This window comes from Bradyrhizobium sp. 187 (genome assembly GCF_023101005.1).
GTDB lineage: Bacteria > Pseudomonadota > Alphaproteobacteria > Rhizobiales > Xanthobacteraceae > Bradyrhizobium > Bradyrhizobium canariense_D.
The window spans coordinates 305,856-320,821 of record NZ_CP064693.1; the positions used below are offsets into that span (position 1 = coordinate 305,856).

Sequence of the window (14,966 nt, forward strand, 5' to 3'; positions counted from 1 at the left end):
CCACAAATTTACCGCAGCTTATCCTTTGCCATTTACCGTGCTCACGCGTCAGGAAGCGGGCTGCTTCCGGGCTGCGCCTGGTTTTCCGCGAATGGAATGGGGTGGGGAATGCCCGTCAAGTCGAAGCCGACCAGATCGAAGCTGCTCACCTTGCGTTTTCGCGCAAAAATCATCCTCGGCTTCGTGGCGGTGCTCGCCATCCTCGCCGTCAGCATGGCTTTCGCGTATTTCGGCTTCGAGCGGATTCAGGCCGCCGTGGCCTCCTACCGCTCCAGCGTCGCCGAAGCGGACCTTGCGCGGACGGTCGATCGCGAGCTGATCGCTTACCAGGGCTTGGCGCGGGCCTACACGCTGACCGGCGCGGCGGATGATGAGACCGCAGCCAAAGCAGCTGAAGAGAATTTGAGGGCCGCGATCGCCAAGTCGGCGGCGGCCACCACGGGCGCAGCCCGCCGCGAGCAGGTCGGCAGGCTCGAGGCCGACTTCAAGAGCTTCACCAAGGTGTTCGGCGAGATCATCACGTTGACGCGCGAGAACGGCAAGATCGCGACCGAGGAGCTCAACAGCGTCGGCAACAAGATCCGGTTCAAGTTCGACGATCTTGCCGATACCGCGGCATTGGCGGGCCTGAACTCGGTTCAGGGTACGGCCAAGGATATCACATCGCAATATCTGGCGGTCTCCACCTCGGTCAGCGCCTTCGTCGCCAAGCCGGAGCCGAAGACCGCCGACGGCGTGACCGCCCGCATCAAATTCCTGGAGACCCTGCTGGTCTCGATCTATGCCAACGACCAGAAGATCACCGACCGCGTCACCGAGATCAGCAATCTCCTCAAGCAGTACCGCGCCTCTTTTTCAAAGCTCACCGAGAACGTGAAGGTCATCGTCAAGCTGAACGGCGAGATGACCAAGACAGCCGCGTCCATTCTCAAGCTCTCGGGTGAGCTGCGATCGGAGCTGACGGCGGATCAGCAGCGCATCGAGGTCAACGCCAATGCCACCATCGGCGAGACCGAGCGGCTGATGCTGATGATGGCGCTGGGCGGCCTTGCCGTCGGCGCTGCGCTCGCCCTGATGCTGGGCAATGGCATTTCGCGTCCGATGATCGCGATGTGCAAGGCGATGCGCGAGCTTGCCGCGGGCAATTTCGACGTCGTGCTGCCGGGCCTCGGCCGCAGGGACGAGATCGGCGAGATGGCCGGCGCGGTCGAAGAATTCAAGGTGCAGGCCGTGGCCAAGGCCGAGCGCGATGCCGCCGCCAACGAACTTCAGAACAGGGAGCAGGCCGCAAGCCGTCGTTCCGAGCTGATTCGTTTCGCCGATGATTTCGAGAGCGCGGTTGGTGCCATCGTCTCCAACGTCTCGGCTTCCGCCGTGCAGCTGGAATCGGCGGCCTCGACGCTGACCCGCACCGCCGAGACCACGCAGAGCCTGTCGAGCCAGGTCGCCGACGTCTCCGAGCAGGCCTCCAGCAACATGCAGTCGGTCGCGACCGCGACCGAAGAGCTCTCGGCCTCGGTCGAGGAGATCGGCCGTCAGGTCCGCGATTCCAGCCGCATTGCCGAAGCTGCCGTGGTGCAGGCAAAGGAGACCGATAATCGCATCGGCAAGCTCTCGCATGCCGCCCAGCAGATCGGCGAAGTCGTCAAGCTCATCACGGCGATCGCCGAGCAGACCAATCTTCTGGCGCTGAACGCGACCATCGAGGCGGCACGCGCCGGCGAAGCCGGCCGCGGCTTTGCAGTGGTCGCCAGCGAAGTGAAGTCGCTCGCGAGCCAGACCGCGAAGGCCACCGACGAGATCTCCTCGCACATCACGGGCATGCAAGGCGCCACGGCCGAGTCGGTTGCGGCGATCAAGGAGATCGGCGCCACCATCGGCCAGATCTCGTCGATCTCGACCTCGATTGCGAGCGCGGTGGAGCAGCAAGGCGCCGCGACGCAGGAAATCGCGCGCAGCGTCCAGACCGTCGCGCAGGGCACCCAGACCGCGGCCACCGACATCGGCCAGGTCAACCGCGGCGCCGCCGAAACCGGCTCGGCCTCGGAAGAGGTGCTGCATTCGGCCAAGACGCTGTCGTCCGAAAGCACCCGCCTGCGCGCCGAGCTCGACCGCTTCATGGGGAATATCCGGGCGGCGTAGCGCTCGACCTTCGCGCCACGCCTCCGCCGTCGTCCTGGACAAGCGCAGCGCCGATCCAGGACCCATTACCCAAGGCGGAGTTGCCGGGCGAACTGCCAACTCCGAGTCATCGCCAAACCGCTCCCTGGGGTAATAGGTCCTGGATCGGCGCTGCGCTTGTCCAGGACGACCTGGCGCTCACTCCCTCCCGAACGCCCGCTTCAGCTCCACCTTTGCCCGCTCCAGCCGCGTGCGCTGCGTCTGCGGCAGCGTCTTGCCGGCGCGGTTGATGTAGAACGTCAGCATCGACAGCGCCGAGCGGTAGGCGCCGGTCTTGCGACGCGCGCTGTGCTCGGCCGAGCGCTTCAACGAAGCCGCGATCTCCTTCGCACTGGTCAGCTTGAACACGCCTTGTTTGAGGTCGAGCGCGTCGCTCTCTTTCGTCACGCGCTGTGACCAGCGCTTCGGTGCGGCGCGTCTGGTGCTCTTGCGCGCCGATGTTTTGCGAGAATGTGTCGTCTTTCTGGCATGAGCCATGCGTCAACTCCTTGCGGCTCCACCGAAAACCAGCGCCGTCAGCGGTCGTTCCTGCTGGAACCCGCCCCTGCCGCAGACGTTGTCGCAGGTGGCAGGCGGAATGCCGCACCCCCTTGATCGGATCGCCCCCATCCACGCCATGTGAACCGGGGCCATGTCCATTGGTCAGATGCAACAACGCGATGGAATTGCAGCGAAGCCCAGCGCCGAACGATGGACCTGTGGTCTCCACGGTGGCCGCGGCCGATCGCATCATCGAAACCAGCATTCCTGCACGGCTTGACGCGCTGCCGTGGAGCGGATTTCACACCCGCGTCGTGCTTGCGCTCGGCATCACCTGGATTCTGGATGGCCTCGAGGTGACCTTGGCCGGCGCGCTCTCCGGCGCGCTGAAGCAAAGCCCCTCCCTGCATTTCTCCAATCTCGATCTCGGCATTGCCAATTCCGCCTATCTCGCGGGCGCGGTGCTCGGCGCGCTCGGCTTCGGCTGGCTGACCGATCGCATCGGTCGCAAGAAGCTGTTCTTCATCACGCTCGCGCTCTATCTCTCGGCGACGGCCGCGACCGCTCTGTCATGGAATGTCGCGAGCTACGCGCTGTTTCGCTTCCTCACCGGCGCCGGCATCGGCGGCGAATATACTGCGATCAATTCGACCATCCAGGAACTGGTGCCGGCGCGCTATCGCGGCTGGACCGATCTCGTCATCAACGGCAGCTTCTGGATCGGTGCCGCCATGGGCGCCGTGGCGGCCATCGTGCTGCTCGATCCCGCGGTGATCGGCCCCGATCTCGGCTGGCGCCTCGCTTATCTCATCGGCGCGGCCATCGGCCTCGTCGTGCTCTTGATGCGGATGTGGATTCCGGAGAGTCCGCGCTGGCTGATGATCCACGGCCGTCCCGACCAGGCCCACGCGATCGTCGACGAGGTCGAGCGCTCGGTGCTCGGACACGGCCAGGAGACGAGCCACGCGCGTTTCGCCAGGATCCGCCTGAAAATGCGGACTCACACGCCGATCCGCGAGGTGGTGCACACGCTGTTCTCGGTCTATCGCCAGCGCGCGATGGTCGGCCTCGTGCTGATGATCGCGCAGGCCTTCTTCTACAACGCCATCTTCTTCACCTTTGCGCTGGTGTTGACCGATTTTTACGGGATCAGCGCCGATCATGTCGGCTGGTATCTGCTTCCCTTCGCCGCCGGCAATTTCCTTGGTCCGCTGCTGCTCGGCCGCCTGTTCGATACGCTCGGCCGCCGGACCATGATCATGTTCACCTACGGCGCGTCGGGCGTGTTGCTGGCGCTGTCGGGTTATCTGTTCTCGATCGGCGCCTTGAGCGCGCAAGGGCAGACCATCGCCTGGATGGTGATCTTCTTCTTTGCCTCGCCCGCCGCGAGCGCCGCCTATCTCACCGTCAGCGAGACTTTTCCCTTGGAAGTCCGCGCGCTCGCGATCGCGGTGTTCTATGCGGTGGGCACCGGCATCGGCGGCGTGATCGGCCCCGCATTGTTCGGGGCGCTGATCGACACGGGATCACGCACGAGCGTGTTCGCAGGCTATTTGCTGGGGGCGTTCCTGATGATCGCGGCCGCGATCGTGGCGTGGCGCTATGCCATCTCGGCGGAACGCAGATCGCTCGAAGAAATCGCGCGGCCGCTTGCGTCCATGGAGTAGACTATGAAATCGGAACTGGCTGAATTGGATCTAAAGCGCACCATGGTCGACGATGAAGCGCCCGATGCGGTGCCGGTGCCCCACGCACTCGTGCCGCATCTCAATGAAACAGCGATCCTGCTCGACATCGACGGGACACTGCTCGACCTGATGCCGACGCCGCGTGAGGTGTGGGTGCCGCCAGGCCTGTCGGAAACGCTGAACCGGCTGACGGAGCGCACGTCGGGCGCGCTGGCGATGGTCAGCGGGCGTTCGCTCAACGACATCGACCTGATCTTCGCGCCCGATGTCTTTCGCGCCGTCGCCGGCCACGGCGCCGAGATGCGGCTTTCCATTGACAACGAAGCCGATGCCGTCAGCGCGCCGCCGCTGGATAAGGAGCTGAAGCGGCGGCTCGCGGCGGTGGCCAAGCTCAGTCCCGGCATTCTGCTCGAAGACAAGGGCTATTCGCTGGCGCTGCACTACCGCCTTGCGCCGCATGCGGAGAAAGCGATCTACGAAGCCGTTTCGCTGATCCGCGCCGACCTGCCCAATGCGCCGATCGAGGTGCTGCCCGGAAAGTTCGTTTGCGAGATCAAGCATTCCGGTTTTACCAAGGCGACCGGCGTGCGCGAGTTGATGAAGCACGAGCCTTTCAAGGGGCGCCGTCCGATCTTCATCGGTGATGACGTCACCGACGAAACCGTGTTCGCGATCATGCCCGACATGAATGGGCTCGCCTTTTCGGTTGGTCGCCGCGCTATGGGGGTCAACGGGCACTTCGACGCCCCGAACGATGTGCGCACGTTCCTTGCGCGGCTGCTCGACGACTCAAGGTTGGAATAAGGCACCGACATCTCGGAGCCACATATCGCGTGCGTAATTCCTCCAGCGCGTCGCTTCATGCTGCGCGCGCCACGGTTCCAAATCCGGCTTTGTGTAGCGAAATCGTCAGGTTGCCTGGAGGTAAACCGGTTCCAACGCGCACGCCCGATTTTGGTTTCAATTGGTGCAAAGGATGATCAGGAACCATATTGATGAACGGCAGTTAAATGGGGTGGAATGAAACAGGAGGGGACGACCTGTGAACTTAGTCGTCGTTTCGAATCGCGTCGCGCGCGGCAAGCCCAATGAGCCCATGACGGGCGGTCTCGCGGCGGCCTTGCTACCCGTTGTGGAACATTCGGGCGCGATCTGGGTGGGTTCCTCGGGCCGTGTGCGTGACGGTCATCAGAAGGAGCCGTTTGCCGAGATCGAAGCACTGGGTTCGGGCGCGATTGCGACGCTGGACCTGCCGGCGGCGCACTATGGCGGCTATTACGAGGGCTTTGCCAATTCGGCGCTGTGGCCGGCGCTGCACTCGCGCAGCGATCTGATCCGCGTCTCGCGCGACGACTATGTCAGCTATCGCGAGGTCAACGCCTTCATGGCGCGCGCCTTGATGCGCTTCCGGAAAGCGCAAACCGCGTTCTGGGTGCAGGATTATCATTTCCTCGCGCTCGGTGCGGAGCTGCGGGATCTCGGCGTCGACGATCCGATCGGCTTCTTCCTCCATACGCCATGGCCTGTCGCCGCGGTGATGCAGGGCGTGCCCAATCATCGTGAGCTGATCACGGCGATGCTGGCCTACGACCTGATCGGCTTCCAGACCAATGACGATTGCCAGAATTTTCTCAGCTATGTCGCGGGCGAACTCGGCCTCGCCGTCGAAGACGGCGTTGCGATCTCGCAGCATGGCCGAACACGCTGCGAGGTGTTTCCGATCGGCATCGACGCCGAGAAGTTCGCGCAATACGCGGCGAAGTCGGCGTCGCATCCGGACGTGTCGCGGCTGCGCCGCAGTCTCAACGGCGAGCGGCTCGCGATCGGCGTCGACCGGCTTGACTATTCCAAGGGCCTCGTCAACCGCATCAGCGCGTTCGATCGGCTCTGGACCGAGCATCCGCACTTTGCGCGCAGCATTTCGCTGCTACAGATCGCAAATCCCTCGCGCGGTGCCATCGAAGCCTATGGCAATTTGCAGAACGAGGTCGCGCGGCTCGTGTCCGACGTCAACGGCCGCCACGGCGAGGCCGACTGGACACCGATCCGCTATCTCAACAAGGGCTTTAGCCAGGCCGTGCTCGCGGGCCTCTATCGCACCGCGCAGATCGGCGTGGTGACCCCGCTGCACGACGGCATGAACCTTGTCGCCAAGGAATACGTCGCTGCGCAAAATCCGGCTGATCCCGGCGTGCTGGTGCTGTCGAAATTCGCCGGCGCGGCCAACGAGCTCGACGCCGCGCTGCTGGTCAATCCGCATGACATCGACGGCATGGCGCGCGCGATCGCGGTCGCGGCGGCGATGCCGCTCACCGAGCGCAAGATGCGCTGGGATGCGATGATGAAGAAGCTGCGCGGCCACACCATCCAGCAATGGTCGGCGGATTTCGTCGCTGAACTGGAGAAGTGCCGGACGGAGAAGGCTGCAGTCGCGCCGCTCGCCAACCAGCCGCCGCAAGCGCTGCGCTGGCTCAAGTCGGCGATCTCAGGCGTGCGGTTGATCTAGTCTTCTTCTCCCCCGTTCTTTACAGCGAGGGCAGGGGCGAAGACGACAGCCTCAATAGCAGTACGACACGCCCTCCAGAATCGCACACTGCCGCTTGTTCGGCGCGTTCGGATCGTCGAGCGGCACCATGCCCTTGCCCTGGCCGACGAACACGCCGGGCCCGACATGCACTGAGCTCTTGTGGCCGATGATGACGCTTTGATGCGGCGTCGCGCTCGAGCGCGTGCCGTCCGGCCAGAGGATGGCATCGCCCGAAAGCATCCCGCGCCGTCCGTCGTCACAGCTGACATCAACCCCGTGCCGGGTGCAGACCTGGGCGGCGGCCGGTCCGGCGAAGGCAGCGGCAAGGGCCCAAATCAGGCTCAGCGCGGCAATGGTGTTGCGGATGGTCATGGTGCCCCCGGACGTGTTTGACGGTCTTGAGTGAATCGTCGCGCCAAACCCGCCGCCGGTTCAGCGGGCGGCCGGTTCCAAGCGTCGCCGTGGCGCCTGATATTGTCTATAAAGTACAATATCTTACGGAAAAATCATCCGATTTCCCCGCGATCCCTTGCAAAATCACCGGCGCCCCTTCAAGAGAGTGCGCTCCGGAGAGATGGCCGAGTGGCTTAAGGCGCACGCTTGGAAAGCGTGTGTGCGGGAAACCGTACCGTGGGTTCGAATCCCACTCTCTCCGCCATCAGCCCCGTGTCCGCTCCAATTGCCGCTGTCCAAATGGCGGCGTCAAAACCCGGTCGCGATGCGGCAACCTGGCCGCAGTTTATTCCATCATTCAACCAGTACATGCGTCGTGGGAAAAGCCCCAAAGGTGCATGAGCGTCTCTCGCGCGCCTTCGGCCGCCACAACGCGTCGTGAAGTCGCGCCATGCAGAAACGCGCCTGTACACGGTGGCGTGACCTCCATAACTTCCGCGGCGCAATGTGAGGAGATGCGACGTGGCGAAGAAGACGGCGACCAGGAAGAAATCTGCTGCGAAGAAAGCAGCGAAGACCTCCAGCAAGACAAGCGCCGTTCGCAAGGGCAAGGTCGCGAAGGCTGCAACCAAGCCGGTCAAGCAGGCAGCTCCGCGCAAATCATCGGCACCACGCCGCCCAAAAGGCCCGGCCTGGCAATGGTCGGCGGTCGAGACCGCAGCCGCCATCCGCTCCAGCGCCATCTCGGCGGTCGAGACCGTCGAGGCGCATCTCGAGCGGATGCGGGCCGTCAATCCGCGACTGAACGCGGTTGTCGTCGATCTCTCTGAGGAGGCGCTGGCCGCGGCGCATGCGGCCGACAAGCGGCGCGCGAAGGGCGGCGAGCTCGGCCTTCTGCAGGGCGTACCGATCACGATCAAGGAGAACGTCGACTACGAGGGCCGTCCGAACTTCAATGGCGTCCCCGCCAACAAGGACCTCATCGCGCCGTCGGATTCGCCGGTGGTGCGCAACCTGAAGAAGGCTGGCGCGATCATCATCGGCCTCACCAACACGCCGGAATTCTCCTTCCGCGGCTTCACCGACAATCCCCTGCACGGGCTGACGCTCAATCCCTGGGATCCCAATATCACCTGCGGCGGCTCCTCGGGCGGTGCGGGTTCGGCGGTCGCCGCCGGCATAGGCACCATCGCGCACGGCAACGACATCGGCGGCTCGCTGCGCTGGCCGGCGCATTGCAACGGCGTTGCGACCATCAAGCCGACGCAGGGACGTATTCCGGCCTTCAACGCAAGCGCAACCGCCGAGCGGCCGATGCTGGCGCATCTGATGTCGGCGCAGGGGCCGCTCGCCCGCCACGTCGCCGACGTCAGGCTCGCGCTGGAGGTGATGAGCCAGCGCGATCCGCGCGATCCCTGGTGGGTACCGGCGCCGCTGGTCGGGCCGAAGCCGAAGGGGCCGATCAAGGTCGCGCTCGCCAGGATTCCTGAAGACATGGACGTCGATCCGCACGTCGCGGCGGCGTTGCGTCAGGCCGCCGATCACCTGGAGCGTTCCGGCTATCGCGTCAGCGAGGTCGATGTGCCCGACATCGACGGCGTCTGGCAGACCTGGTGCGACATCATCACCAACGAGACGATGGTGATGCAGGAGGCCGGCATGCTGAAGGTGACGTCGGAAGACTTCCACAAGGCGTGGGGCGGCATGAAAGCCAAGGCCAACGTGCTCGACCTCAAGGCCTGGATGCAGGCGACCGCCGCGCGCAACGGCCACATTCGCGCCTGGCAATTGTTCTTCGAGGAGTATCCGGTGGTGCTGGCACCGACCACGGTGAAGCCGACGCCTAGCCCGCGCGAGGACACTGTCAGCCCCCAGCGCGTGCGCGAGATTTTCTGGGGCGAGATCCGCTTCATCTCCGCGATCAACGTGCTGGGCCTGCCGGGCGCCGTGGTGCCGGTGACGCTGCACGATGGCCAGCCGATCGGCGTGCAGCTCATTGCCGGGCGCTATCGCGAGGATCTCGCGCTCGATGCAGCGGCCGCGATCGAGAAGCGCGCCGGCGTGCTCGCCCATCGGCTGTGGGAACAGATGGACTGATAGGGCAGCGAAGTTGTTTCCCTCTCCCCTTGTGGGAGAGGGTGGCTCGCCGCGCAGCGGCGAGACGGGTGAGGGGTCTCTCTCCGCTAACGCAAGCTTGGCCGTATGGATAGAGACCCCTCATCCGGCGCTTCGCGCCACCTTCTCCCACAAGGGGAGAAGGGAGTGCAGCGTGTTCGCTGCCGCCAACCGCAAAACTTCATTAATCCAATTTGACTTGAATTTTAGCCAATTCCCCAACAACCGTTAGGGTTACTTCCTCGATCTCTAGACGAATTATTGTCCGCTTTACCACCCGCCTCTAACAGAGGGACGGCGGACAACGCACATGCCTCATACAGGCCAATAAGTGCGGCCCGCTCCACGCGGAGGTGGCACGATGCGCAACGAGACGATCGCTATTCACGCCGGCTACGAGCCCGAAGCCACCACGCACGCGGTTGCCGTGCCGATCTACCAGACCGCGGCCTACGCCTTCGACAGCGCCGATCACGGCGCGGCGCTCTTCAATCTCGAGACCGAAGGCTATCGCTACAGCCGCATCGCCAATCCGACCAGCGCGGTGCTGGAAAAGCGTATCGCGGAGCTCGAGGGCGGCGTCGGCGCGCTTGCGGTCGCGACCGGGCAGGCCGCGCTGCATTTCGCCTTCGTCAACGTCGCCGATCACGGCGGCAACATCGTTTCCGTGCCGCAGCTCTATGGCACCACGCATACGCTGCTCTCGCACATCCTGCCGCGGCAGGGCATCACCGGCCGCTTCGCCGAGAGCGACAAGCCCGAGGCAATCGAAAGGCTGATCGACGAGAACACCCGCGCCGTGTTCGCCGAAACCATCGGCAATCCCGCCGGCAATGTCTGCGACATCGAAGCACTGGCGAAGGTCGCCCACGCCCACGGCGTGCCGCTGATCGTCGACAATACCGTTGCAACGCCCATCCTGCTCAAGCCGTTCGATTACGGCGCCGACATCGCCGTGCATTCGCTGACCAAGTTTCTGGGCGGTCACGGCACCACGCTCGGCGGCGCCATCGTCGACTCCGGAAATTTCCCCTGGGCCAAGCACGCCGACCGCTTCCCCGGTTACAACAAGCCGGATGCCTCCTATCACGGCCTCGTCTATGCCGAGCGCTTCGGCCGCACAGCCTATATCGAGCGCGCGCGCAGCATCTATCAGCGCACCATGGGTTCGGTGCTGTCGCCGTTCAACGCCTTCCTGCTGCTCCAGGGCATCGAAACCGTCGCGCTGCGCATGGAGCGCCACTGCGAAAACGCCCGCAAGGTCGCCGAATTCCTGCGCAAGGATCCGCGCGTGGCCTGGGTCAACTACACCGGCTTCCCGGACAGTCCCTATTATCCGCTGGTGCAGAAATATCTCGACGGCAACGCCTCGTCGCTGTTCACCTTCGGCATCAAGGGCGGCATGGAAGCCGGCAAGTCCTTCTACGATGCGCTGAAGCTGATCACGCGCCTCGTCAATATCGGCGATGCCAAGTCGCTGGCCTGCCATCCGGCCTCGACCACGCACCGGCAGATGTCGGCGGAGCAGCAGCGGGTCGCCGGCGTTTTGCCGGAAACGATCCGCTTGTCGATCGGCATCGAGCATTGCCAGGACATCATCGAGGACCTCGATCAGGCACTGGAAAAGGCCTGCCCGTCCGCGCGCCTCCAGGCCGCGGAGTAGGCGGCTGCGCCGATGACGATCCTGATCGACAGGGATCAAGCTATATCGAGCCCGGCGCTGGTGCCGGGAGCGGGCGATCTGGCGCGCGAGCCCGGCGGCACCGAGCTCACGATCGGGTTGATCAACAACATGCCGGATCCGGCGCTGAAGGCGACCGAGCGGCAATTCATGAAGCTGCTGCAAGCCGCAGCAGGTCCGCGCCGCATCCGCTTTCACTGCTTCTCGCTGCCTTCGGTGAAGCGCTCGCCGGAAGCGAGATGGCATGTCGAGAGCGAATACTCGGAACTCACCGAGCTCAGACGCCACAGGTTCGACGGCCTGATCGTGACCGGCGCCGAGCCGATCGCGCCTGAGCTCGACCAGGAACCGTATTGGCGCGATCTCACCGAGCTGATCGACTGGGCCAAGGTCAACACGCGCTCGACGATCTGGTCGTGCCTCGCTGCGCATGGCGCGGTGCTGCATCTCGACCGCATCGAACGGCGGCCGCTGCCGGCCAAATGTCACGGCATTTTCGACTGCGAAGCCGTGACCAGGGATCCGCTGACGCGGGCCGCGCCCGCTCCCCTCAAGGTCTCGCATTCGCGTCTCAACGAGATCGCCGAGAGCGACCTCGTTGAGGCCGGCTACCAGGTGCTGACGCGTTCGGCAAAGGCCGGCGTCGATACCTTCGTCCGCCAATATGCCAGCCGATTCGTGTTCTTCCAGGGCCATCCGGAATATGACGCGCTGTCGCTTCAGCGTGAATATCTGCGCGACATCGGCCGTTATCTCGCGCGTGAGCGCGACAATTATCCGCATCTGCCCGTGAGCTATTTTGACGCTTCGACCGAAGAGAAGCTGGTCCGCTTCGAGAAACAGGCAAGGCACCAGCGCCACCCCGCGCTCAGCAACGAGCTGCCCGCGCTGAATTTGCGTGCCGATATTGCCGCGGGCAGCGCCGCGGCGGCATTGTTCCGGAACTGGCTGCAATATCTCGGCGCGGGGACCGACGCGTCGGTGCTTGCACGTTAGGTCGGGACGACGGCATCGACGTTAGGACTAACGAAGTGTGTAGCTTGCCTCGAGCGGCGCACGAATGCTTCAGTGACGGCGGGGCAGACAGGAAATGCGAGTCGTGTGGTCGGCACTCCAGGGACGCGTGAGCAATCGGCTGGCCCGGCACTTTCGTGCCGCGCCGCACCGTCTGCCCGCGCATGCGCCCATGGTGAGCTTCACCTTCGACGATGCCCCCGATAGCGCCGCAGGCGAGGGCGCCGAGCTTCTGGAGCAGCATGGCGGCCGCGGTACCTTCTATCTCGCGGGCAGCCTGGTCGATCGTCCCTCGGACCATTGGCACGGCCTGTCGAACGACGCGATCGTGCGGCTTCACCGGGCGGGGCACGAGATTGCGTGCCACACCTTCTCGCACCAGAGTGCGGTCAATCTCGACGAGACCGCCATGGCCCGCGAGATCGAGCGAAACCGCAGCCATTTTCGCGGCATCGATTCCTCGATCACGCTCGAAAATTTTGCTTACCCCTATGGCATCGCGTCGGTGTGGCGCAAGCCGCAGCTCGCCAAGACCTTCCGCTCGGCGCGCGGCATCCTTCCCGGCGTCAATCGCGACGTCATCGATCTCCAGTTCCTGCGGGCCTCGCCCCTGGTCGATCGCGAGATCAATACGACGGGTGTCGATGGCTATTTCGACGAGGCGGTCGAGAGCGGCGGATGGCTGATCTTCTACGGTCATGACGTCGCCAACGCGCCGAGCCCGTATGGCTGCACGCCGGACCTGATGCGCCATGCGCTGCAGGCCGCCGCGAGGCGCGACATGCCGATCGTGACGGTCGCGGAAGCGCTGCGGAGGATCGGGGCGTAAGAAAGTTTTCTTCCCACGAAGGGTGGAAGGCGGCGTCCTGCGGAGCAAACAGCCTTGCCACGCCTGCGCGGTCATGCGACTGGCCTTGTGACGAATCTCACGGCCTCACCCCGACATGCCCATGTCCTCTCCTTCCACCGCTCCGCTGCCTGCGCCGGCCCAGGGCCGCGATGCGCTGTCGGTGCTGCGTTCGGTGTTCGGCCTGCCCGGGTTCCGCGGCGCGCAGGGCGAGATCATCCGGCACGTCACCGGCGGCGGCAATTGCCTGGTGTTGATGCCGACCGGCGGCGGCAAGTCGCTGTGCTATCAATTGCCGGCGCTGCTGCGCGAAGGCTGCGGTGTCGTGGTGTCGCCCTTGATTGCGCTGATGCGCGACCAGGTCGCCGCCATGCTCGAAGCCGGGGTCAACGCGGCCGCGCTGAACTCGTCGCTGACCCCGCAGGAAGCCTCCGACATCGAGCGGCGCCTGATCGTGGGTGATCTCGACCTGCTCTATGTCGCGCCGGAACGGCTGCTGACGCCGCGCTGCCTGGCGCTGCTGGCGCGGGCGAAGGTGGCGCTGTTCGCGATCGACGAGGCGCATTGCGTCTCGCAATGGGGCCATGATTTCCGCCCCGAATATGTCGGCCTGTCGATCATCGCCGAGCGCTTTCCCGACGTGCCGCGCATCGCGCTGACCGCGACTGCCGACGAATTGACCCGCAAGGAGATCGTCGAGCGGCTTCAGCTTGCAGACAGTCCGCACTTCGTCTCCAGCTTCGATCGTCCCAACATCCGTTATGAGATCGTCGACAAGCGCAACGCGGTGTCGCAGCTCAAGGATTTCATCCGGGGGCGTCACGCAGGTGATGCGGGCGTCGTTTATTGTCTCTCCCGCAAACGGGTCGAGGAGGTCGCCGCGGCGCTCGACGACGCCGGCATTGCCGCATTGCCCTATCACGCCGGGCTCGACAGCAGCGTGCGCTCGCGCAACCAGGACCGCTTCCTCAACGAGGACGGCATCGTCATCGTCGCGACCATTGCCTTCGGCATGGGCATCGACAAGCCGGACGTGCGCTTCGTCGCGCATCTCGATCTACCCAAGAGCATCGAGGCCTATTACCAGGAGACAGGACGCGCCGGCCGCGACGGCAAGCCGTCGGCGGCCTGGATGGCCTACGGTCTCTCGGACATCGTGCAGCAGCGCCGCATGATCGACGAGTCGAGCGGCTCCGACGAATTCAAGCGGGTCTCGATTGGCAAGCTCGATGCGCTCGTTGGCCTCGCCGAAACGCCGCACTGCCGGCGCCGGCGGCTGCTCGCCTATTTCGGCGAGATCGTGATGGGCGAGGGCTGCGGCAATTGCGACAATTGCCTGACGCCGCCGAAAATGCGCGACGGCAGGGTGCTGGCGCAAAAACTGCTATCCTGTGCCTATCGCACCGGGCAGCGTTTCGGCGCGATGCACCTCATCGACGTGCTGATCGGACGCCTGACCGAGAAGGTGACGCAGTTCGGTCACGACAAGCTCACCGTTTTCGGCATCGGACGCGAGCTCAACGAGAAGCAGTGGCGTACGGTGCTGCGGCAGCTCGTGGCGATGGGACATTTGCTGAGTGACAGCGAATCGTTCGGCGCGCTGAAGCTGACGGATTCGTCGCGCGGCGTGCTGCGGGGCGAAACGGAAGTGTGGCTGCGCGAAGAGGCGCCCGGCGTCCGGATCCGTTCGAGCCGCGCCAAGTCCCGCCGCGGTGATCTGGCCCCGGCAGCCGACGCGCCGCAGGGCGATGTCGATCCTGAATTGCGCGCGCGGCTACGAGCGTGGCGCTCGGACATTGCCCGCGCACGTGGCGTGCCGGCCTACGTCGTGCTGCATGACGCCACCATCGACGGCATCGTTCGCGCATGGCCGACCACGCTGGACGAACTGCGCAATGTGCCCGGCATCGGAGACAAGAAGCTCGAGCATTACGGCGACGAGCTGCTGCAGATCGTCAGGACGCGGTAGGGCGCGGGCACACCTCCGCCGTCATCCCGGACAAGCGCAGCGAAGCGGAGCGCCGATCCGGGATCCATAGC

11 protein-coding genes and 1 tRNA gene are annotated in these 14,966 nt (G+C 64.7%); 10 read left to right on the forward strand and 2 right to left on the reverse strand.

What is annotated here, in order from left to right; translation table 11 throughout:
* Positions 1-108: 108 nt before the first annotated feature.
* Positions 109-2,142 carry a methyl-accepting chemotaxis protein gene (locus tag IVB19_RS01435; RefSeq protein ID WP_247298112.1) on the forward strand — a complete coding sequence of 678 codons (2,034 nt, stop codon included), beginning with the start codon at positions 109-111 and terminating at the stop codon, positions 2,140-2,142.
* Positions 2,143-2,319: 177 nt separating this feature from the next.
* On the opposite strand, the gene IVB19_RS01440 is transcribed toward IVB19_RS01435, so the two are convergent.
* Positions 2,320-2,658, reverse strand: a complete 339-nt coding sequence (locus IVB19_RS01440) for a DUF3175 domain-containing protein (RefSeq protein WP_018452857.1) — start codon at positions 2,656-2,658, stop codon at positions 2,320-2,322.
* A gap of 182 nt (positions 2,659-2,840) precedes the next feature.
* Here IVB19_RS01440 and IVB19_RS01445 point away from each other — a divergent pair, with 182 nt between their 5' ends.
* From IVB19_RS01445 to IVB19_RS01455, 3 genes are all read left to right on the forward strand, one after another.
* Positions 2,841-4,328 (forward strand): MFS transporter, encoded by a 1,488-nt coding sequence (locus IVB19_RS01445; protein ID WP_026232409.1) that lies wholly within the window; start codon positions 2,841-2,843, stop codon positions 4,326-4,328.
* A 3-nt stretch (positions 4,329-4,331) separates the two neighbouring features.
* Positions 4,332-5,153 (forward strand): trehalose-phosphatase, encoded by an 822-nt coding sequence (gene otsB / locus IVB19_RS01450; RefSeq protein ID WP_018452859.1) that lies wholly within the window; start codon positions 4,332-4,334, stop codon positions 5,151-5,153.
* Between the two features lie 238 nt (positions 5,154-5,391).
* Entirely contained in the window at positions 5,392-6,855 is a 1,464-nt protein-coding gene (locus IVB19_RS01455) for a trehalose-6-phosphate synthase (RefSeq protein ID WP_018452860.1), read from the forward strand.
* A 51-nt stretch (positions 6,856-6,906) separates the two neighbouring features.
* Here IVB19_RS01455 and IVB19_RS01460 read toward each other — a convergent pair whose 3' ends face one another.
* On the reverse strand, positions 6,907-7,248 hold the full coding sequence (locus tag IVB19_RS01460) for a hypothetical protein (protein ID WP_018452861.1): 342 nt from the start codon (positions 7,246-7,248) through the stop codon (positions 6,907-6,909).
* Between the two features lie 196 nt (positions 7,249-7,444).
* On the opposite strand from IVB19_RS01460, the gene IVB19_RS01465 reads away from it, so the two are divergent.
* The 6 genes from IVB19_RS01465 to recQ all read left to right on the forward strand — a co-directional run bounded on the left by IVB19_RS01465 (position 7,445) and on the right by recQ (position 14,895).
* Positions 7,445-7,534: transfer RNA gene (locus tag IVB19_RS01465), tRNA-Ser, on the forward strand.
* 257 nt (positions 7,535-7,791) lie between these two features.
* The gene (locus IVB19_RS01470) at positions 7,792-9,366 is read left to right on the forward strand and encodes an amidase family protein (RefSeq protein ID WP_247820896.1); all 1,575 of its coding nucleotides are present in this window, start codon (positions 7,792-7,794) and stop codon (positions 9,364-9,366) included.
* A 379-nt stretch (positions 9,367-9,745) separates the two neighbouring features.
* A complete protein-coding gene (locus IVB19_RS01475; RefSeq protein WP_085348411.1) occupies positions 9,746-11,047 on the forward strand; it encodes an O-acetylhomoserine aminocarboxypropyltransferase/cysteine synthase family protein in 1,302 nt (433 codons plus the stop codon).
* Positions 11,048-11,059: 12 nt separating this feature from the next.
* Positions 11,060-12,061, forward strand: coding sequence for a homoserine O-succinyltransferase MetA (gene metA / locus IVB19_RS01480; protein ID WP_247820897.1), 1,002 nt, complete (start codon positions 11,060-11,062; stop codon positions 12,059-12,061).
* A 103-nt stretch (positions 12,062-12,164) separates the two neighbouring features.
* Positions 12,165-12,908, forward strand: coding sequence for a polysaccharide deacetylase family protein (locus tag IVB19_RS01485; protein WP_026232410.1), 744 nt, complete (start codon positions 12,165-12,167; stop codon positions 12,906-12,908).
* 121 nt (positions 12,909-13,029) lie between these two features.
* Complete coding sequence (gene recQ / locus IVB19_RS01490) at positions 13,030-14,895, forward strand: DNA helicase RecQ (protein WP_018452866.1); 1,866 nt, start codon at positions 13,030-13,032, stop codon at positions 14,893-14,895.
* Positions 14,896-14,966: the final 71 nt, after the last annotated feature.

What these genes read in the sequence shown, in the direction of transcription:
- IVB19_RS01435 (WP_247298112.1), top strand. Translation starts at nt 109, where the DNA reads ATGCCCGTCAAGTCGAAGCCGACCAGATCGAAGCTGCTCACCTTGCGT.
- IVB19_RS01440 (WP_018452857.1), bottom strand. Translation starts at nt 2,658, where the DNA reads ATGGCTCATGCCAGAAAGACGACACATTCTCGCAAAACATCGGCGCGC.
- IVB19_RS01445 (WP_026232409.1), top strand. Translation starts at nt 2,841, where the DNA reads ATGGAATTGCAGCGAAGCCCAGCGCCGAACGATGGACCTGTGGTCTCC.
- otsB (WP_018452859.1), top strand. Translation starts at nt 4,332, where the DNA reads ATGAAATCGGAACTGGCTGAATTGGATCTAAAGCGCACCATGGTCGAC.
- IVB19_RS01460 (WP_018452861.1), bottom strand. Translation starts at nt 7,248, where the DNA reads ATGACCATCCGCAACACCATTGCCGCGCTGAGCCTGATTTGGGCCCTT.
- IVB19_RS01475 (WP_085348411.1), top strand. Translation starts at nt 9,746, where the DNA reads ATGCGCAACGAGACGATCGCTATTCACGCCGGCTACGAGCCCGAAGCC.
- metA (WP_247820897.1), top strand. Translation starts at nt 11,060, where the DNA reads ATGACGATCCTGATCGACAGGGATCAAGCTATATCGAGCCCGGCGCTG.
- recQ (WP_018452866.1), top strand. Translation starts at nt 13,030, where the DNA reads ATGTCCTCTCCTTCCACCGCTCCGCTGCCTGCGCCGGCCCAGGGCCGC.